Annotated in this window: 16 protein-coding genes; 4 read left to right on the top strand and 12 right to left on the bottom strand. The window is 67.6% G+C overall.

All coding sequences use genetic code 11. The annotated features are described in order from the left end of the window. Positions 1–46: 46 nt before the first annotated feature. Entirely contained in the window at positions 47–886 is an 840-nt protein-coding gene (locus R2733_02195) for a glucose 1-dehydrogenase (GenBank protein ID MEZ5375291.1), read from the bottom strand. Then, positions 879–1,679, bottom strand: coding sequence for a DUF169 domain-containing protein (locus R2733_02200; GenBank protein ID MEZ5375292.1), 801 nt, complete (start codon positions 1,677–1,679; stop codon positions 879–881). The genes R2733_02195 and R2733_02200 overlap by 8 nt, the downstream gene beginning before the upstream one ends. Before the next feature lie 75 nt (positions 1,680–1,754). Here R2733_02200 and R2733_02205 point away from each other — a divergent pair, with 75 nt between their 5' ends. Beyond that, on the top strand, positions 1,755–2,195 hold the full coding sequence (locus R2733_02205) for a hypothetical protein (protein ID MEZ5375293.1): 441 nt from the start codon (positions 1,755–1,757) through the stop codon (positions 2,193–2,195). A gap of 4 nt (positions 2,196–2,199) precedes the next feature. Then, entirely contained in the window at positions 2,200–3,009 is an 810-nt protein-coding gene (locus tag R2733_02210; GenBank protein MEZ5375294.1) for a hypothetical protein, read from the top strand. A gap of 18 nt (positions 3,010–3,027) precedes the next feature. Here R2733_02210 and R2733_02215 read toward each other — a convergent pair whose 3' ends face one another. Genes R2733_02215 through R2733_02225 form a run of 3 tightly spaced genes read right to left on the bottom strand, consistent with a single transcriptional unit; the run spans position 3,028 to position 6,663 of the window. Further along, positions 3,028–4,239 carry an acyl-CoA dehydrogenase family protein gene (locus R2733_02215; protein MEZ5375295.1) on the bottom strand — a complete coding sequence of 404 codons (1,212 nt, stop codon included), beginning with the start codon at positions 4,237–4,239 and terminating at the stop codon, positions 3,028–3,030. Positions 4,240–4,273: 34 nt separating this feature from the next. Further along, positions 4,274–5,566, bottom strand: coding sequence for a CoA transferase (locus R2733_02220; protein MEZ5375296.1), 1,293 nt, complete (start codon positions 5,564–5,566; stop codon positions 4,274–4,276). Beyond that, positions 5,566–6,663, bottom strand: a complete 1,098-nt coding sequence (locus tag R2733_02225; protein ID MEZ5375297.1) for a nitronate monooxygenase — start codon at positions 6,661–6,663, stop codon at positions 5,566–5,568. The genes R2733_02220 and R2733_02225 overlap by 1 nt, the downstream gene beginning before the upstream one ends. A gap of 73 nt (positions 6,664–6,736) precedes the next feature. Between R2733_02225 and R2733_02230 the strand changes: the two genes are divergently transcribed. Together R2733_02230 and R2733_02235 are read left to right on the top strand one after the other, a co-directional pair. Continuing rightward, entirely contained in the window at positions 6,737–7,909 is a 1,173-nt protein-coding gene (locus R2733_02230; protein MEZ5375298.1) for an ROK family protein, read from the top strand. A gap of 20 nt (positions 7,910–7,929) precedes the next feature. Then, positions 7,930–9,093, top strand: a complete 1,164-nt coding sequence (locus tag R2733_02235; protein ID MEZ5375299.1) for an ROK family protein — start codon at positions 7,930–7,932, stop codon at positions 9,091–9,093. A gap of 25 nt (positions 9,094–9,118) precedes the next feature. Here the strand turns inward: R2733_02235 and R2733_02240 are convergent, their stop codons facing one another. From R2733_02240 to R2733_02270, 7 genes are all read right to left on the bottom strand, one after another. Then, positions 9,119–9,958, bottom strand: coding sequence for an enoyl-CoA hydratase-related protein (locus R2733_02240; protein MEZ5375300.1), 840 nt, complete (start codon positions 9,956–9,958; stop codon positions 9,119–9,121). Further along, complete coding sequence (locus R2733_02245; GenBank protein MEZ5375301.1) at positions 9,955–11,475, bottom strand: AMP-binding protein; 1,521 nt, start codon at positions 11,473–11,475, stop codon at positions 9,955–9,957. Before R2733_02245 ends, R2733_02240 begins: the two co-directional genes overlap by 4 nt. Positions 11,476–11,477: 2 nt before the next feature. Beyond that, a complete protein-coding gene (locus tag R2733_02250) occupies positions 11,478–12,713 on the bottom strand; it encodes an acyl-CoA dehydrogenase family protein (GenBank protein ID MEZ5375302.1) in 1,236 nt (411 codons plus the stop codon). 89 nt (positions 12,714–12,802) lie between these two features. Next, the gene (gene mfd / locus R2733_02255) at positions 12,803–15,970 is read right to left on the bottom strand and encodes a transcription-repair coupling factor (GenBank protein ID MEZ5375303.1); all 3,168 of its coding nucleotides are present in this window, start codon (positions 15,968–15,970) and stop codon (positions 12,803–12,805) included. Positions 15,971–16,296: 326 nt separating this feature from the next. After that, positions 16,297–16,782 carry a hypothetical protein gene (locus R2733_02260; protein MEZ5375304.1) on the bottom strand — a complete coding sequence of 162 codons (486 nt, stop codon included), beginning with the start codon at positions 16,780–16,782 and terminating at the stop codon, positions 16,297–16,299. A 120-nt stretch (positions 16,783–16,902) separates the two neighbouring features. Next, positions 16,903–17,628, bottom strand: a complete 726-nt coding sequence (locus R2733_02265) for a hypothetical protein (GenBank protein ID MEZ5375305.1) — start codon at positions 17,626–17,628, stop codon at positions 16,903–16,905. 4 nt (positions 17,629–17,632) lie between these two features. Further along, positions 17,633–19,459, bottom strand: coding sequence for an extracellular solute-binding protein (locus R2733_02270; protein ID MEZ5375306.1), 1,827 nt, complete (start codon positions 19,457–19,459; stop codon positions 17,633–17,635). Positions 19,460–19,563 lie beyond the last annotated feature (104 nt).

Genomic DNA, 19,563 nt, shown 5'->3' on the forward strand with positions numbered 1-19,563 from the left:
TGGGCGGCAGCGTCGGGTGAGGAGCGTCGGCGTCGGGTGAGCAGTGTCAGCGACCGGGAGGTCGGTGGTGGCGGATCGGGCGGTGCGTGCGGAAGGGTTCCGGGAGGTTCTCCCACTTCGGGCCGACCGAGATGCCACCGTCGACCACCATGGTCTGACCGGTGATCCACTCGGCGTCGGCCGAGGCGAGGAACGCGATCATCGCCGCGATGTCTCGCGGTTCACCGGGTCGAGGCATCGGCTGACCGCCGGCCGAGGCCTGACGGAGCGCCGCCAGCTGCTCGGCGGTGGCGTCGGGTCGTCCGAAGGCCAGCGGGGTGATGATCATGCCCGGCGCAACGGCATTGCAGCGCACGTTCGACTCGGCCAGTTCGAGCGCCACGGTCTCCGTGAGGGCGATCACGGCGGTCTTCGCTGCGGTGTACAGATGCGGTGCGAACCCGGCGCTGAGGCCCGCCACGGACGCGGTGTTGATGATCGACCCACTCCCCTGCTCACACAGCACGGGCGCAGCGTGCTTGATCCCGAGGAAGACCGACTTCACCAGCACGTCGAAGGTGAGATCGAAGTCGTCGACGCTGGTCGAAGCGATCGGGCCGAGCGCCCCGCCGAATCCGGCATTGTTGACATAGGTGTCGAGGCGGCCGAACAGGTCGAGCGCTTCGGCCACCGTCGCCGCCATGTCGGCCTCGACGGCGACATTGGTCTGGAGAAAGGCCGCCCGGTCGCCGAGTTCGTCGGCGAGAGCTTGGCCGGCTTCTGCGTTCAGATCGGCGATCAGGACCGACGCGCCCTCGGCCACGAACCGGTGGGCCGTTCCTGCCCCGATCCCCGAGGCGCCGCCGGTGATCACGGCGACCGTGCCGGCAAGTCGTTGCTCATCCATAGGAGGCCCCCAGTCCGGCGCGAGCGTCGATCTGGACGCCGTAGCTCGGGATCGGGTAGCGCAGACCATTGCGAGACAGCGCCTCGAGCCCGGCGATCGCCTTCGGCAGGAAGGCCGGCGGCATCGCCATCAGGAGCTCGTCGTCTTGCACCCCGCCATAGCGCCGTTCGGCGAAACACGGGATCGACACGCTCGGCTGGCCGGTCGACAGGGCTCGCCCCCACGAGTCGCTGCACGAGGACTCCCCGACGCACCCCCATTCGAAGTTCTGGTAGCCGGACCACTGCAGCCCGTTGATCAAGAGGATCATCTGGGCCGGTGTGGCGTAGATCAGGGCGATGTCGGGCGGGTTGAGGCGCCCGGTCGCCAACGGCGAGACGGCCATGGCCTGATAGGTCCCGAACGGCACCGTATGCATCGCATGCTGATGCGACGACGAATCCTCGAGGGTCTCGAACCACACGCCCGCCATCCGGTCCCCCGACAGCCACTCGTCGTCACGTGGGTGGAGACCGATGACGGCCCCGCACTGGGCGCCGACGAGGTCGTCGTTGGTGATCCCCACGGTCCAGTTGAGCCGGGCGGCCATGCCGACGATCTGGTCGGTCGTGTGGATCGACGATGGGCGACGGATCTTCGGGATCGCCGCCATCTCCTCGACCGTGGTGAACATCTTCATGCCGATCGGAGTGGTCCGAAGCCGCAGGAGTCGGTTGAGATCGTCGACCAGCGACGCCAGATCCAGAGGGGCACCATCGAGATGCACGGCCTGATCATGTGTGTCATTCGTCATAGCGGCCACGTTAGTAGCCAGGCGAGAGGAGCAAGTAGTTCTCAATTGCACCTCGAATCGCCCGATACAGAGGGTGTGAAGGCCTCGCACTCCCATTTTCGTACCACACCGTTCGCCCGCCTCTCCCTCCTGCTCGGGGCATCGGCGCTGCTCCTCGCGTCGTGTGGCGGGAGCGAGGCGGTGGCCGATGACGAGTCGTCGAATGTCACGAACCTGGCCTTCGTCGATGACGAGTTCGCTGCCGCCACCACGTCGACCACCCTGATCGCCGCCGCCCCCGACGTGCTCCTCAGCGAGGCTGACGGCGCCATGGTGCGCTTCGAAGCCACCTGGATCTGTGAGCTGCAGCGACGCACGTTCCAGACGCAGGACGGTCGCGAGGAAGCCCTCCGCGAGAAACTGACCGACTCCGGTCTGACCGAGGACGAGTACCACGAGTTCCGAGCTCGAGTGAACAGCGATCAAGACCTTCGCGACTCGATCCTGTACAGCTACCAGGAGACGTGCCGACCGTGAGTCGGTGAGTGACATGGCCCTGCTCCGCCGTGCGCTGGTCGTCGCTGCCGCCGCGGCAGTGAGCCTCACGGGTCAGGTGCCGACCGCCGACGCCCAGGAGCCGCCGGCCGATCGTGTGCACGTGTCCCAGCCGATCCTGCTCTCCGACATGTCACTGCCCTGGATCGAGGGATTGGATCGGTGGGTCTCGCTGAGCTGGACCTCACAGGCCGACCTCGACGACTTCTCCGTCACGGTCGTGCCGAGTTCGGCCGATGTCGCCGTTGCGTACGAGGACCCGTCGCTCGGCCATGCCGAGCTGGTTGGCGGATCGGAACTCTCGGCGAACGAGATCGACGCCACCATGTTCTTCCTCGATCCTGGCGCCGATGCCGGCGAGGCATTCGATCTCGAGCTGATCGTGTCGTGGCGCCTCGATGGCGAGCTCCAGACCGGGACCCAGACGATCCACGTCGAGCAACGGACTCCGGGCGACGGCCCGTTCCTGCTGCTGACCGACAGCGCCCGAGTGCCGGCGCTGGGTGACGGCGCCCGGAACTGGGTGTCGCTCAGCTTCCTGGGCCTCCGGGACGACATCCGGGACTTCAGCGTGTCGGTCCAGGGCGAGCTGCCGGTCTACTACCCGCAACGATCGTTCACGAGCCTGCATCACGATGCGGTCCTGATGGAGGACGAGCGCGACGTCGCGCGGTTCTGGCTCGATCCGTCGAACATCGAGCCCGGTGACTACGAACTCGACATCGTGGTCACGTACACGATCGACGGTGATGGACCTCAACAGTTGCACGCTCCGCTACACGTGTTGGTCGACTGACTTGATCCCGTGAGGCGTTCAGTGGCGACGCCGTTCGGCTTGACGGCGTAGCTCGCGCCGGGCGATGGCCATCAGGTGGACCTCGTCCGGTCCGTCGGCGATCCTCAGCGACCGCAGCTGGGCGTACATTCGAGCGAGTGGGACATCGTCGGAGACGCCCGCCGCACCGAACACCTGGATGGCCCGATCGACGACCGTCGTCGCCGTCTGCATCACCTGCACCTTGATGACCGACATCTCGGGGGCTGCCGCCTTGTCGCCGTCGCGATCCATGAGCGCCGCAGTGCGCAACGTCAGCAGACGCGCGGCATCGATCTGGATCCGCGCTTCGGCGATCCAGTCCTGTACGTTCGCTCGACTCGCCACGGTCTGACCGAAGGTCGAGCGGTCCTCGGCCCGCTCACACATGAGCGACAGGGCGACCTCAGCCAGACCGATCGTTCGCATGCAGTGCTGCACACGCGCCGGTCCGAGTCGAGCTTGACCGATGGCGAACCCTCCGCCGATCTCACCGAGGAGCGCATCGCCGGGGACCCGGACGTTGTCGAACTCGAGCTCGCAGTGGCCATGGTCGTCGAGGTAGCCGAACTTGGGCAGGTTGCGGACGATCGTGAGGCCAGGTGTATCGAGCGGCACGATGAACTGGCTCTGACGGTGATGGCGGGGAGCGTCCGGATCCGTGCACGCCACGGCGATCACGAAGGCGCAGTTCGGGTGCAGCACCCCGCTGATCCACCACTTCCGACCGTTGAGGATCCAGTCGTCACCGTTCCGGACGGCGGACATCGAGATGTTGGCGGCGTCCGACGACGGCACATGCGGCTCGGTCATCGCAAAGCCCGAGCGGATTGCGCCGTCGAGCTGGGGCTCGAGCCACCGCTCACGTTGTTCGTCGGAGGCATAGATGGCCAACGCGTCACCGTTCACGCTGCTCGGGGCGTCACTGTTCGTGACCTCTTGGGCGAGCGCGCACGTTCCCAGGACTTCGGCGAGCGGTGCGTATTCGACCATCGACAGTCCGGGGCCATAGCGAGGATCACGAACGCAGAGATTCCACAGCCCCGCGTCCTTCGCCTCGGCTTTCAGGCGTTCGACGGTCGGCGGCTGCCGAGTCGGGTCGGCCGTGCGTTCGCCGGCGACATCGGCTTCCGCCGGTCGCACTCGGTTCTCGATGAAGGCACTGAGTGCCGCAACCCTGGCAAGCGTTGCATCATCGTGATCGAAGTTCATCGGCTGCTCCTTCTCATCGGCCGTGACGGGAGGTTCACGGTGCCGACTGCCGGGCGACGATGCCATCGGCGACGAGGCGCTCGATCGTCGTTTGGTCGTAGCCCAACTCCGCCAGCAACTCTTCGGTGTGTTCACCGTGTGCCGCGACCATGCTGCGGGCACGGTAGTCGGTACCGCTCAAGGTGATCGGGGCCGACGGCATGGTGTAGCGACCGAGCGTTGGATGGTCGGCGGTATAGATCAGACCTGCGGCGTGGGCGTCGTCGTCGAGCAGCACCTGTTCCAGGGTCCGGACCGGACTTGCGGGGATCCCGGCGGCGTCGAGCCGAGCGAGGACATCGTCGGTCGTCGCCGCCGACATCGCCGCCGCGAGCTGCCGGCGGATCGATTCGAGCAGGACGGGACGCCTGTCGCGGTCGGCCCAAGCCGGCGTGGTGCGGGGATCCACGAGTCCGAACAAGTCGCACAGTCGCTGGCCCATGGCGCCGGTGGCCCCGACCGAGACGGCGCCGTCACTGGTGTCGTAGGTGGTCATGAAGAACACGACGGGTGAGGTCCGCAGCACGCGGTCGCGGTGCAGCGAGGCGAAGCCTTCGCCGGACTCCCGTCGTGCCGCCAGCTCGCGCTTCCATCCGTCGGTCGACTCGAACACGCTGGCCGAACGGTGTTGGGCGAACAGCGCTGCGTGTGCGAGGGAGGTGCCGACACGTTGGCCGACACCGGTGATCTCACGATGGCGAAGCGCAGCAGCGACACCGAAGGCGAGCAGCAGGCCGGCAATGTAGTCGCACAGGTACGCCTCGTAGTGTCCCGGACGTCCCTCGTCGTCGGTGTTGGTCGAGAGCCGCAATCCGCTCCACGACGCAGCGATCAGATCGAGACTCGGCCGATCGGCCAACGGCCCGGTGTCGCCATAGCCATTGATCTCGCCGTAGACGAGGCGCGGGTTGTCCTTGCGCAATGTGTCGAAGTCCAGCCCCAACCGAGACGCGGTCCCCGGACGCAGATTGGTGATCAACACGTCGGCTCGAAGGGCGAAGGACCTGGCAAGGTCCCGACCCTCGACGGACGACAGATCGAGGGGGATCGCCCGCTTCCCCCTGGCCTTGACCACGTACTGGCGGCCGTCGCCCCAAGCCGAACCATCGGCCGTCCGCAGCGGATCGGTCTGTCGTGTCTGATCGCCGGTCACCGGTTCGAGCTTCACGACATCGGCTCCGCCGTGGGCGAACAGTTCGGCGGCGATCGGTGCGGCGACGAACTGGCCGATCTCGAGCACGCGAACGCCATCGAAGAGCCCCACCAGGTCGTCGAGCGGCTCGTCCATCAACGAGTGCGATCGGCGAGCGCGTCGAGCGCCGCCTCGGTGTCGGCAACGAGGTCGCTCATGACCTCGTGCACGGTCGTGCGACGATCGAAGAAGGCGACGCTCTGCCCCGCCGGCGAATGCATGAGGGGCTGGATCTCGTGGCGCTCGATCTGGCCGAGGATGTCGCCCACCAGGATGTCCTGGTATGGCATCTTGAGCGGCTCGGGCGCGCCCGGCGCCGACCACTCGTCGGTCCACGCCGTACGGATCTGACGCAGGGTCTTGCCCGAGTCGGCCCGGGAGATGATCGCATCGGCCGACCCACCGGCGATGAGTTTGTCGAGGACCTGCGGCTCGAGGTGCTCCTCTTCGCAGAACAACCAGGCCGTCCCCAGCCACACCCCGACCGCCCCCATGGCCATGGCCGCAGCGATGTGGCGGCCGGTGGCGACCCCGCCCGCCGCCACCACGGGCACATCACCGGCGACATCGACGATCTGAGGAACCAGCGAGAACGTGCCGACGGGACCGGTGTGGGCGCCGGCGTCGGTGCCCTGGGCGACCAGGATGTCGGCGCCGGCCTGCAGCGCCTTCAACGCATGCTTGGGTTGGCCAACCAGGCTGACGAGGGTCTTGCCTCGCTCCTTCGCCGGACCGATCACCCATTCGGGGCTTCCGATGCCCAACGCCAGCACGCTGATCGAGGAGTCCATCACCACATCGACCTGTTCGCGCGCCATCTGCTCGCTGCGGACGAAGCGAGACCGCATCCCCGGCGTGTCGTCGTCGGGCACGCCGTACTTCTCGCGCATGGCACCGATGAACGCACGGTGCGCATCGGGGATCGCCGCCTCGATCTCGTCGCGGTTGTCGCGCTCGGGCATTCCCGGTGGGATCACGAGATCGAGTCCGTAGGGCAGATCGCCAAGCTCGGCGGCCATCCGGCTGACGCCTTCCTCGATCTCACCCGGCGTCGACCGGGTTGCTCCCCAGATGCCGATGCCACCGGATCGCGAAACGGCGATGGCGGCGTCGAGCGAATGGGTGAAACCGAAGATCGGCACCTGGGCACCAAGACGCTCACAGAGCTGGTTGCGGAGTCGCTTGCTGGTCACCTGGGTCATCGTTCGTGCGCCTTGTTTCTCTCAACTCGGATCCGGGCTGCGTCACACCCTAGGCTGCTGCTTCATGCCGAGTCAGATGAACGATGCCCATGAGGCCATGCGCCCGGCCTCGCTTCGTTTGGCCAACGCCGCCCTCGTCCTCGATCGGCTCGCCGACGGGCGGCCGGCATCTCGTGCCGAACTCGCAGAGCGGACCTCGCTCAGCCCGCAGGCGCTGGGCGCGATCCTCGCCGACCTGGTCTCCTCAGGTCTCGTGGCCGAGCAGACGCGAGAAACCTCGACGCCCGGCCGACCACCCATCGAGTATGCGCTGCATCCCACCGGATCCTTCACGGCGTCGATCGTGGTACGGCAAGTCGACTTCTTCGTCCTGATCGACGATGCGTTGCGCCGACGTGTCGCCACGGTGCGCCACCGATATGAGGCCGGCCCCCTCGCCGCTCCGTTGATCGCAGCGATCGTCTCGGTGCTGCGCCGCACGACCGACGAGTTCGGTCTCGACATGGCTCGGCTCGCCCACCTGGAGTTCGCCGTCCAGGGCACCATCGGCGAGCACGGAAGGATCGTGGGCACCACGCCGGCGTGGGACGAGCGCGATGTCGACGTCGTCGACGCCATCGTCGATGAACTCGGCCGGCCGATCGAGGTCACGGCCACCAGCGTCGATCGGGCCCAGGCGATGCATGCCCTGACGCAGATCGAGCACGGGCCGAATGATCTCGTCGCCATCCTCCACGTGGGCTTCGAGACGCGCCTCATGCTCGCCAAGGGTTCGGAGTTGGTCGGCAACCGTTTCGGTGACGGCGGCCTCCTCACCCACTTCCCTGTGCCAGGGAACGAGCTGCGCTGCGAGTGCGGCGAGACCGGCTGCCTCGGCACCGTGTCGGGCGGCCGCTCCGTGGTCGCCCACTACCGAGCGGCCGGCGACACCAGCGTGTCCACGCCGGCCGAGATCATCGATCGCATCGGCCAAGGCGATCAACGGGCCATCGAGGCCGCACAGGTCTCGATCGACTGGTTGGCCCGCGGCGTGACCCCGATCCTCGCCATGCTGCGACCCGACCGCATCGTCTGCGCCGGTGGCGGCGTCGGCCGTCCGGAAAGTCCGGGAGCGATGCGCCTCGTCGACGCCCTGCGGGCCCAGCTCGGCGACCGCCTCACGGATCGACCGATCTGCGTCGTCGCTCCCTCGTTCGTGGTCGATGCTCCGCAACCGTTGGTGTCACCAGGCGGCTGATCAGGCCTAGCCTTGCCACGGTGGCAGATCGAGAGCGACACGTTGCGGTTCGACCGGCGGGCATTCGCGCCGCGAACGCCGAGCTGGTGCTGCAATCCCTGGCGGACGGCCGGGCGGCCACACGATCCGAGCTTGCCGAACGGACCTCACTCACCCCGCAGGCGCTGGGCCCGATCCTCGGCGATCTTGTCAACGCAGCACAGGTCATCGAGGCGCCGAGCGAACGCCCGGGTCCTGGCCGCCGACCCTCGGAGTATCGGCTCGACCCGCTGGGCAGCTTGCATGTCGAGGTCGTGATCCGCTTCGCCGGTCATCACGTCGTCGTGCGTGATGCGCTCGGTGGGCTGTTGCAGTTCCGACGTCAGCGGCACGTGGCTGGACCGGGACCCGCCCGTCTCGTTCGGTCGCTTGCCACCACCGTTCGCACGATGGTCACCGACCAGGGGGCCGAAGTCGGGGCCGCAACCACCCTCGCCATCACCATCGAAGGCATCGTCGACGAGTCACGGCAGCTGGTACTGCAGACGCCGGCGTGGCGCGCCACCGACGTTGCCCTCGCTCCCCTGTTCGCGAAGCATCTCGGCCCGGAGATCCAGGTATCCACGACGAGCGCGGAACGAGCGCTCGCCGCACGGGCGCTCGACGTGATCCAGCCACCGGCTTCGGACCTCGTCGCCATCATCCAGATCAGCAACCAGTCCCGTCTGATGCTCGCCGTCGACGGCGAGGTCATCGACAACCGCCTCGGGAGCAGCGGTCGGCTCGCGCACCTGCCGGTCGAGGGCAACGACCGGCCGTGCGAATGCGGACGGACAGGCTGCCTCGGCACCGTGTCGAGCGGGGCGGCCGTCGTGCGGGTCTACCGCGAGCTCACCGACATCCAGCTCGACGCAGGCGTCGATGTCATCGATCGTGTGCATCGAGGCGATCCGGATGCGATCGAAGCAGCCCGCCGCTCGACCGAGTGGCTCAGTCGTGCACTGGGGCCCCTCCTCCGGATGGTGCAGCCGGACCGGCTGATCGTCACCGGAGCAGTCGGGCGCGAGGGAAGCCGCGGGGCGGCGGCGCTCGTCGAAACGTTGCGTTCCCATCTCGACGACGATCTTCGCTGCGTACCGATCCACGTCGTCCAACCCGAGTTCGGCACCATCGACGAGTCACTCGCCTCGGTGCTGCTGGGCTGAGCGGCACCGCTCGACCCCAGATGGTTCAGGTCAGCGGTCGTTGCCCCGTCGGCACGCCAAACGACGGCGGTCGCTTCTCGAGAAAGGACTGGCGGGCCTCGGCCGCGTCGGCGGTACTACGGATCAGCACCTGATTCCGTGCCTCGAGCGCCAGCGCGGCATCGAGGCTGGGGGCGTGGAGGTTCGTCCACATCACCTCCTTGGTCGTCGAGAGCGCCATCGGCGCGTTCTCGGCGAGTTGCTCCGCCAGCTCGCAGGCCCGGTCGAGCAGTTCGCCGGGCTCGGTGACGGTACTCACGAGGCCGGCTCGTAGTGCCTCGTCGGCCAGCATTCGCCGACCGCTCAGCATCAGGTCGAACGCCAGCGCCGGACCGATCAGCTTGGGCAGGAAGTACGACAGGCCCATCTCGCAGCCGGAGATGCCCCGCTTGACGAACCCGTCGGCAAACGTCGCGGCCGTACTTGCCAGCCGCAGGTCGCTGGCCGCCGCGATGGCAAGCCCTGCACCGACGGCATGGCCGTTCACGGCAGCGATGACCGGGACGGGCACGCGGTGGATCATGCGGACGATGTTGCCCAGCCCGGCATCGAGGTTCTCGAACGCGGCCACCACCGGATCGAGGCCACCGTCGGCACCGGCGGCGTCGCGTGCCGCGACCGACTTCACGTCGATCCCGGCACAGAACGCCCGCTCCCCCGAGGCGGTGATGACGATGGCTCGACAACTGCGATCGGCAGCCGCCGCTGCGACGGCGGCCGGCAATCCCTCGATCATGGCCGGCGAGAGGGAGTTGAGACTGTCAGGTCGGTCCAGTGTGATGATCGCCGTGGCGTCTCGACGCTCGATGGTCAGGTCATCGGTCATCGGCTCGGCTCCTCGGTCGCCCAGTAGGGATCTCGCAACTTGTGCTTCTTCAGCTTCCCGCTCGCTTCGCGTGGCAAGGCGTCGACGACGTCGACCGACTTCGGCACCTTGAACGACGCCAACTGCGATCGAGCGAAGGTGAGCAGGTCGTCGACGTCGAGTTCGACACCTTGGGCCGGCTCGACGACGGCTTTCACCTCCTGCCCCATGTCGGGGTGCGGGATGCCGAACACGGCGACGTCGGCGACACCGGGATGCTGGCTCAGCACGGCTTCGACCTCGGCGGGGTAGATGTTCGAGCCTGCCACGAGGATCAGGTCGACCCGGCGATCGGCGAGATAGAGGTAGCCCTCGGCATCGAGCCATCCGACGTCGCCGACGGTGAACCTTCCGTCAGGCCGCACCATGGCCGCCGTCTTGTCGGGATCATCGTGGTACGACGGCGCGCCGTCGGTGCGGCGGGCATAGATCGTCCCGACCTCGCCGGGCGGCAGATCGTCCCCGTCGTCATCGAGGATGGACAGCTCGAGCACGGCCGTGGCTCGCCCGACCGTGCCCGGCCGCTCCAGCCACTCCGGCGCGGTGGCGATGACCGGGCCGACACCTTCACTCGACCCGTACAGCTCGGTGATGACCGGGCCGAACCACTCGATCATCGCCTGCTTCACCCACTTCGGGCACGGCGCCGCGGTGTGGAGCACCCATCGAAGCGACGAGACGTCGAAGCGATTGCGGATCGACTCCTCGAGCTTCAACAGTCGGATGAACTGGGTCGGCACCATGGCGGTGCCGACCACTTGGCGCTCGGCGATGACGGCGAGGGTTCGCTCGGGATCCCACGCATCCAGGATCGCCACCGGGCAGCCTCGGGCGAGCGCCGTGCGGAGCACCGCACCACCGAGTGCGTGGTACGCCGGGGTGCACAACAGCATCTGCTGACCCCGGGGCATCCCGGTGAGCGTTCCCCAGCGGCTGTAGGTCTCGGCCAGCGATGACGCACGCCCCGCCTGGTCCGAGCGGATCACGCCTTTCGAGCGACCGGTGGTGCCCCCGGTGTACTGGAGCGGCGAACCGAGCGGGCCGTCCTCTAGCGGGTCGCTCGATTGGCGCATGAGCCACGCCTCATAGTCGTCACCGAGTACGAGGATCTGGTCGAGACCGACGATGGCCGCTGCTGCCCGGCCGACGTCGGCGAGCTCGTCGGCCACCACCAACAGCTTCGACCCCGAATCCTCGAGCAGTTCGGCGATCTCCCTCGCCGTCAGGTGCCAGTTGAGCGGCACGGAGCGAGCACCAGCCCTGCCGTTGCCGATGGAGAGCTCGGCCCATTCGAATCGATTGCGGGCCAACAGCGCCCAATGGTCGCCGGCGTCCACGCCCACTGAGCGCAATCCCTGTGCGAATCGGCGGGACCGCTCCTCGAGCTCAGCCCACGACAGCGTTCGGTCGTCGGTCCAGATCGCCTCGGCATCGGGCTCTGCGGTCGTCCTCGGCAGCACGTCGAAGGGCTGCAGCATGGTCAGATTCCCTTCAGCATCTCGTTGAAGGGCACGTTCTTGTCGACCTGAGGTTCTCGCGGCAGCCCCAGCACCCGCTCGCCCAGGGTGTTCTTCTGGATCTCGTCGGTGCCGCCACCCAGGCTCATTCCCCGGCAGTTGAGGAACTGGAAGGCGAAGAACTCGGCATCGGCGTCGCCGTCGACCCAGGCTGGCGACGCCGGGAACTCGATACGGGCGGCGAAGTCGGCCGCCGCCCGGCCCTGGATGGTTCGCCACAGCTTGCCGATGGACGGGCTGACGGCCACTGCCGGATCGTTGTTGCGTTCTCGCAGGAAGCCCACGATCTGTTCGTTGATCCAGAGTTGGGTGAGTTCCTGACGCACCAGAGGGTCGGCGAGTCGGCCGCGTTGGCGAGCCAGGTCGATGAGTTGGACGACCGGAATCGGGACCCGTGACCACAGTCGCTCCATTCCGGCGTTGCTCATCGACGCCACGCCGGTCTGCACCCGCTCGTGGGCCAGGAGCGCAACACCCATCCGCCAGCCATCGTTGATCTCACCCACCACCCAATCCGCCGGGACCCGCGCCTCGTCGAAGAAGACCTCGTTGAATTCGGCGTGGCCGGTCATCTGGCGTAGCGGACGAACCGTGACGCCGTCCTGACGCATCGGCATGATGAGCATCGAGATGCCACGGTGCTTGGGAGCGGTGGGATCGGTGCGGACGAGCATGATGGCGATGTCGGCGTTCTGGGCGCCGGAGGTCCACACCTTCTGACCGGTGACGACCCATTCATCGCCGTCGCGGATCGCCTTGGTCGACAGCGACGCCAGGTCGGACCCGGCACCCGGCTCGGAGTAGAGCTGGCACCAAATCTCGTCGCCTCGCAGACCGGGGGCCAGGAACCGTCGCTTCACCTCGTCGGTGCCGTGGTCTCGTAGCACCGGCAGCGCCATGCCCGTGCCGATCCCGAAGACCGAGTGCTCCGTCGGCACCCGCCCTTCGCTCTCCTCGGCGAAGATCGACTGCTGCTCCGGCGTCGCTCCCTGCCCGCCGAACTCCTTCGGGTAGTCGAGCCCGGCGAGCCCGGCGTCGAACAACGCCGCCCGATACGCCTTGCCCCGGGCGACGTCGCCGCTGACACCGTCGAGGACCGCCGGCACGGTGGTGTCGAAGAACGAGCGCACCGCCTGGCGGAAGGCCGCAGGGTCGCTGATCTCGGTCGCTGGCGTCTGGGTCGCTGCTGAGTCGCTCACAACCGCACGCTACGGGTTGTGAAACGGGTCTTCAAATCACCCGGATCGAGCCCTGCCGGCCATGCACCGGCACCGGCACCGGCACCGAGTCATGCTTCGACGGGGAACATCGTCTCCAGGAAGGTCACCAGATCGGTGGCGGTGTCGTTCTTGCGCATCAGGCCGACCTGCAGCTGACCGCCATCGGTGCCGTACTCGTTCGGCTTCCAGGTGCCCTTGGGGAAGAGCCGCTTGAAGCGGACTTCCTGCGACGCCTTGAGTCGGACCGGACCGAGCTTGGCGATCCACTCGGGCGCGCCGAAGCCGGGCCCCTTGACGACGACGACATCACGCGCCCCGACCCGCAGGCAGGCGGCGCGGAGGTTGGCCACGTCGAGCAGCCGCTCGGCGGGCAGCGGGATGGGGCCATACCGGTCTTCCCATTCCGCGCGGATGTCATCGACCTCGGTCTCGGCGCCGACGGCGGCCAGCTTGCGATACGCCTCGAGCCGCTGGGCTTCGTTGGCGACGTACTCGTTCGGCAGGTGGGCATCGATCGGCAGATCGAGCTTGATCTCGACCGGGCCCTGCACCGGGTTTCCGTTCAGCTCAGCGACGGCTTCGGTGACCAGCTGGCAGTACAGGTCGTACCCGACTGCGGCGATATGGCCGGACTGGCCGCTGCCGAGCAGGTTGCCCGCGCCTCGAATCTCGAGATCGCGCATCGCAATCTTGAAGCCGGAGCCGAGCTCGGTCGCCTCACCGATCGTCTTCAACCGTTCGTAGGCCTCCTCGGACAGCGACGCATCTCGCCGGGTGAAGAGGTAGGCGTACGCCCGCTGGCCCGACCGACCGACGCGGCCTCGAAGCTGGTGCAGCTGGCCGAGACCGAGCAGCTCGGCCCGATCGACCACCAGTGTGTTGACGGTCGGCATGTCGATGCCGGACTCGATGATGGTGGTGCAGACCAGGACGTCGTAGTGGTTCTCCCAGAAGTCGTAGACGACTTTCTCGAGTGTTCCCTCGTCCATCTGTCCGTGGGCCACGGCCACCCGAGCCTCGGGCACCAGATTGCGAATGTCGTTCGCCACCTTCTCGATGCTCTGCACTCGGTTGTGGACGTAGAACACCTGGCCGTCACGGAGAAGCTCGCGCCGGATCGCCTCGGTGACCGCACGCTCGTCTTCCTCGCCGACGTAGGTGAGGATCGGTTGGCGATCGGCCGGGGGCGTGTTGAGCAGTGAGAGGTCGCGGATGCCAGTGAGGCTCATCTCGAGCGTTCGAGGGATCGGGGTGGCCGACAACGTGAGCACATCGACGTCGGTCTTGAGCTGCTTGATGGACTCCTTGTGGTTCACGCCGAAGCGCTGTTCCTCATCGACGATCAGAAGCCCGAGCTTGGGCATCTTCAGCTCTGACGACAGCATGCGATGGGTGCCGATGAGCACGTCGACCTCGCCGGCAGCGGTGGCGGCCATGACCTCCTTGGCCTGCTTGTTGGTGAGGAATCGGCTGAGCACCTCGACCCGGACCGGGTACGGCGCATAGCGCTCGGTGAAGGTCTGGAAGTGCTGCTGTGCAAGCAACGTGGTCGGCACGAGCACCGCTACCTGGTGCCCGGACTGCACGGCCTTGAACGCGGCGTGGATGGCGATCTCGGTCTTGCCGAAGCCGACGTCACCGACGACCAGGCGGTCCATGGGAACCGGCCGCTCCATGTCGGCCTTGACATCGGCGATGGCGGCGGCCTGGTCCGGGGTCAGCTCGTAGGGGAACGCCTCGGCCAGCTCGGCCTGCCACGGGGTGTCGGGCTGGCTCACGATGCCGTCGGCCGCCATCCGGCGCTGGTAGAGCACCACCAGCTCCTGGGCGATCTCGGCAACCTCGGACCGAACCTTGGCCTTCGACTTCGCGAAGTCGCTGCCACCCAACTTGTGCAGCGACGGCGAATCACCGCCGGTGTAGTGACGGATCAGATCGATCTGATCGCTGGGCACGTAGAGCTTGTCGTCGCCGCGGTACTCGAGCAGCAGGTAGTCACGCTCGTGCCCACCGATGGCCCGCTTGACCATGCCGGCGAACCGACCGACCCCGTGCTGGTGGTGAACGACGTAGTCGCCGGGGGTCAGGTCGTCGAAGAAGCCATCCGTCTGGCGCTTCTTGGGTCGAGCTTTGCGGTGCGCTCGACGGCGTCCGGTGAGTTCGTTCTCGGTGATGACACCGAGGCCGACGGACGGCAGGAAGAACCCTCGTTCGAGCGACGCAATCACCAGATGGCCGCCGGGACCGAGTGGCGTGGATCGGGGACGCTCGTCGGTCGTGGCGTGACGCTTCGGATGCAACCCCCAACCGCCGAGGAGGTCGACGAGCCGATCAGCCGAACCGGCGCCGTCGGCGGTCATGATCACACTGGCACCGTCGCTCAGCACCTTGTGCAGTCGACCGGCAAGGGCGTCGCCGGGTGCGTCCCACCCCGATGCCTCGAGCACCGCCACCTCGGGGCTCTCGGGGATGGCGGTCACGGTGATGACCGGCGCGGCCGTCTTGGCCAGGATCCGATCGAAGTCGAGATGGAGGCGAAGAAAGTCGTGGTGCTCATCGGCATCGAGAGCGCCCCAGGTCCGAGCGAGCGAGTCGGCGAGGTCGGCCTCTTCTGCGAGCAGGTCCGCACCTCGATCACGCATGCGACGAGGCTCGACGAGCGCCACCATCGCATCACCGTCGAGGAGATCGGGGAGCACCCGGTCGTCGTCGGTGAGCCACGGCAACCACGATTCCATGCCGTCGAAGACGAGGCCCTGGGACAGGCGCTCCCACTGCTCGCGGCCCCACGGCTCCGACGAGATCAGCTCCTCGGCCCGAGCGCGAACCTCGTCGGTCAGGAGCAGTTCGCGGCACGGGAAGATCTCGACCCGCTCGAGATCGTCGGTGGAACGCTGGTCGGCAACGGTGAACCGGCTGAGGCGCTCGACCTCGTCGCCCCACAGGTCGACACGAACGGGACCGTCGGCGGTCGAGGGGAAGACGTCGACGATCGAGCCGCGAATCGCGACCTCGCCTCGGTGTTCCACCTGGGCCTCGCGTCGATAGCCGGCGCCGACCAACTGCTCGACCAGGTCCTGCGGATCGAGCTGCATGCCCGGCGCGATGACGACCGGCTCGACCTCGTCGACGTGCGGTGACAGCCGCTGCACCAGTGCGCGCACCGGAGCGACGACGATCCGTGGGCTGCGCTCGGGATGGCGGAGGTACCACAGTGTGCGGAGCCGGTGGCCCATCGCCTCGATCGACGGGCTCACCCGCTCGAACGGAAGCGTCTCCCAGGCCGGGAAGTACAGAACGTCGGTGGCACCGACGAACGCCCGGAGGTCGTTGACCAGGCGGTCGGCATCGGCCGAGGTGGGCACGGCGACGACCAACGGACGCCGCTCGGAGCCGACTGCGATCGCCGCCAGCGCGATGGCGCGAGCGGGGTCGGGGACGGCCAGCACCGTGGAAGCGCGTCCGATGATCCGGTTGATCGCTGGATCGTCGGCGACCAGACGTGGCAGTGCGGCGAAGCTCACCCCGTGATGCTACGGGCCACAGCCGCGGCTCCGAGCTGTCAGCGTTCCCCGCTCGCTGCGAAACCCCGACGTCGGCGACTGCCCCCGACGATCGACAGGACTCCTGCCACCAGGGCACCAATGGCGACACCGACGACATTCGCCTCGAGATCGGCGAACTCGAGGTGCCGGCTCGCGGTGAAGAAGAACTGGGCGAGTTCGAACGACGCCGAGGCGGCGATCACTCCGCTGGCGATCTGCACGATCGACGCCCGGCGAGCGAACACGGCCGCGGCCAGCACCATGGCAATCGCCCACAGGCCGGCATGGCCGAGCTGCTCCCAGCTGAAGGGGAGATCGCCATGATCGATGATGTCGATTCCGGTGCGCCTTTCGACCCTGCGCCCCACGAGGAGGCCTTTGCGGACTTCGTTCCGGGTCAGCCCCGGTGCACGATCGCTGAGCAGCAGCAGCGTGAGCGCGACCATGAACGGAATAGCCGCAAGCTTTGCGATCACCGCTGTGGCGTGACGACGCAGATACACATCCGAAACGGTACTCCGAGGAGCCATGCGGACAGCTTCGGCAACCCGGATCTCCACATGACCCACACATCCGCGCCCGCCGTCCGGCCTCCCTCGCCCTCGCTCGACGGCGTCCTCGGGTCAGCCGGTCTCCTCGACCGCCAAGCGCACGGCTTCGAGCTCATCGACGACGTCTTGGAGATCACGCTCGACACTGCCCAGCGATTCGGCGTCACCGCCGGTGACCGACAGCTCGATCGAGCGGGTCACCAACTCGTCGAGGCGAGCATCGAGCAGCAACAACTGGGCTCGCGTGGACCCGATGGTGTCGTCCAAGCGGCGAGCGGTCGCAAGCTGCGATTGGAGCGCAGCGACGGCCTGGGCCCGTGCCGAACCCTCGGGCGGAACAGCGCCGGCCTGCAGCGACGCGAGCTCGCGCACGATGCGATCGTGGTCGATGAGTTGGCGGGCCTCACTGAGCTGCTGGCCGCTCTGCGCCACACGATAGGAGTGGTCGACGAAGCGCTCGATGCGGGCACCGAGCACCTGCAACCGGTCGTGCACCGGGCCCGGGCGGGTGCGCTTCACCGCCAGCTCGAATCGCTTCTTGGCGGCAAGCGCCTCGTCGACGAAGTCCTGCCACGGTCCTGACACGGTCCGCCGGTCGATCCGCTCCTTCACCGGCCCGCGAGGGATGGCGACGGCGACTCGGGCACCCCACACACCGACCCCGATCAGCGCCGCGCCGACCAGTGGCACGCCGGCGAGGATCCCGACAGCGGTGCCGACGCCGATGCCGACGATGCCCTCGGGGCTCATGATCGCCTCGGCGACCGGCTTGGTGAAGAAGCGATCTCGCAGGCTCATGGTGCTAGAAGTTCGAGATCACTTCGGCGAACACCTTGTTGATCGAACGAGGGTCGCTGGCGTCATAGACGGCTGACGAGGCGGCGTCGGCTATTGCCTGCAGCACGTCGAAGCTCGCACCCTCGCCATAGGCGATCGGGAACACCCGGACGGGGCGACTGCCCTGCCCCTCGCTCCCCCGTGACAGCGTCGCCAGGAGGTTGTTCAGCTGATCGGTGTCGTCCGAGGCCTGGATGTCCTGGTTCGCCCCATCGGACAACACGACGATGGCGTTGATGCGATCGGGGTCGTAGCCGTCGAGCGCGGTCTCGTAGGTCTGCTGGACCGCCTCATAGAGCGGCGTGCCATTCTGGGGGAACAGGCCGCCCAGCCGCTGTTCGATGGCCGCGGCGTTGTCGGCGAAACGACCGGATGGAACGATCTCGGTGATCATCGGTTCGCCGTTCGCACCATCGTCGGTGAAGGTCACCAGCGAGACTTCGTCATCGGCTGCGAACTCGCCGAGCGAGCTGAGGATGGCTTCCTTGGCCAGCTCCAGTTTGGTCATGCCGTTGCCACCACCATCACCCATCGACCCGGACACGTCGAGCAGCAGCGTGACCCGAGCGCCCTTGCGCTGGGACTGCCACAGGTCGAGCAGTTGGGTCATCACCTGTGGGTCGGGAACCTCCAGCAGATCCCGAGGCTGGGCCGGGTCGACCCCGAACTCGGGTGAGACCGGCGACTCGAGCGCGACCCTCGGGTTGCCGGGACGGAACCCGAACTCGAGCACCTTCTGTTGGTTTTCCTCGAGCTGGACGAAGTCGATGAACGCCCTTGCGCCCTCGGCCTGCTCCGGCGTCACCCAGTCCTCCTGCACCACGAACAGCGGGTTGTCAGAGTAGAGGGTGCCCTCCTCGGGATAGATCGCCACGAGTGGCACCTTCGGCGGCCGAGGCTCCTCGCCCGGGTCGAGGCGACCGTCGGGATTCCCCGAGTTGTAGTCGATCACCGACTTCTCCTCGACGGCAGCCGCCGCGACGTAGCCGAGTGCTGCACCCCGCTGATCGGCCTTGTACCAGTTGTTCATGAACGTGAGCGTGGTGTCGCCGTAGTGGACGACGGCCGACTCGACGCCTTCGCCGAAGGCTCGCACGTCGGCCCGGCCCAGGTCTTCGGTGCTGAGGTTCTCGGTCTTGCCGGCCGCCGCGTAGGTCTGGGCGATGAGGGCCGAGAGACCGCTGGTGGAGAAGTTCGGGTTGGTCTTGCCGAGTCGGAACTCGCCCCACTCGGGATGGCCGTAGGCCGCCCACCCTTGATCATCGGTCGCCAGGGCGAGGATGTCGGACCAACCGATGGGTTCGTCGGGCCAACCGCGCGCGGTGGCCATCGGTTCGGGCATGGCGATCACGAGCGGGGTCACCATGAACGGGGTGCCGTCGCCGACGACGGGGGCAGCGCCGGCGTCGTCGCGGAGTTGGTTCACCACCGACCCCCAGGCGCTCGATGCCGGCGACCAGATCACGGGGCGAGGGCCGTCGGCCAGCTCGTCCCACCCTTCGACGAGCAGCTGGGCGCCGAGACCCGAGGCCTTGGATTGCACCTCGACGTAGATGCAGGTGCCGTCGGCGAGCTCGGCATCGGAGTCGTTGAACTCGGTGGCGAGGTCGGTCATCAGCCGGATCTTCTCCGACGACACCGAGGTGTAGACCGCAGCACAGTCGCCGGGCCCGTCGGCGTTGCCGCCCCCACCGGAGCATGCGGCGGCGGCCAGGGCCACCGCCAGCAGGGCCGCACCTGGGGCACCCCGTCGCTGGCGTCGGGTCTTGCTCGTCAGCTGTGTCTCTGTCACGAATGCTCCCTCATGTTCGCCCGGCGTTGCCGCGTGGACCAGCGTCGCTGGGTGGACCAGCGTTGCTGCGTGTGTCTGTCAACGTCGAGACGTCGGCCGGCGGT

Source organism: Acidimicrobiales bacterium, from assembly GCA_041394265.1.
In the GTDB taxonomy this organism is placed as follows: Bacteria; Actinomycetota; Acidimicrobiia; order Acidimicrobiales; family SZUA-35; genus JBBQUN01.

Excerpts from the sequence above, each read along its gene's own strand:
- R2733_02195 (MEZ5375291.1), bottom strand. The coding sequence starts at position 886 with ATGGATGAGCAACGACTTGCCGGCACGGTCGCCGTGATCACCGGCGGC.
- R2733_02200 (MEZ5375292.1), bottom strand. The coding sequence starts at position 1,679 with ATGACGAATGACACACATGATCAGGCCGTGCATCTCGATGGTGCCCCT.
- R2733_02215 (MEZ5375295.1), bottom strand. The coding sequence starts at position 4,239 with ATGAACTTCGATCACGATGATGCAACGCTTGCCAGGGTTGCGGCACTC.
- R2733_02220 (MEZ5375296.1), bottom strand. The coding sequence starts at position 5,566 with ATGGACGAGCCGCTCGACGACCTGGTGGGGCTCTTCGATGGCGTTCGC.
- R2733_02230 (MEZ5375298.1), top strand. The coding sequence starts at position 6,737 with ATGCCGAGTCAGATGAACGATGCCCATGAGGCCATGCGCCCGGCCTCG.
- R2733_02240 (MEZ5375300.1), bottom strand. The coding sequence starts at position 9,958 with ATGACCGATGACCTGACCATCGAGCGTCGAGACGCCACGGCGATCATC.
- R2733_02245 (MEZ5375301.1), bottom strand. The coding sequence starts at position 11,475 with ATGCTGCAGCCCTTCGACGTGCTGCCGAGGACGACCGCAGAGCCCGAT.
- mfd (MEZ5375303.1), bottom strand. The coding sequence starts at position 15,970 with ATGGGCCACCGGCTCCGCACACTGTGGTACCTCCGCCATCCCGAGCGC.
- R2733_02265 (MEZ5375305.1), bottom strand. The coding sequence starts at position 17,628 with ATGAGCCTGCGAGATCGCTTCTTCACCAAGCCGGTCGCCGAGGCGATC.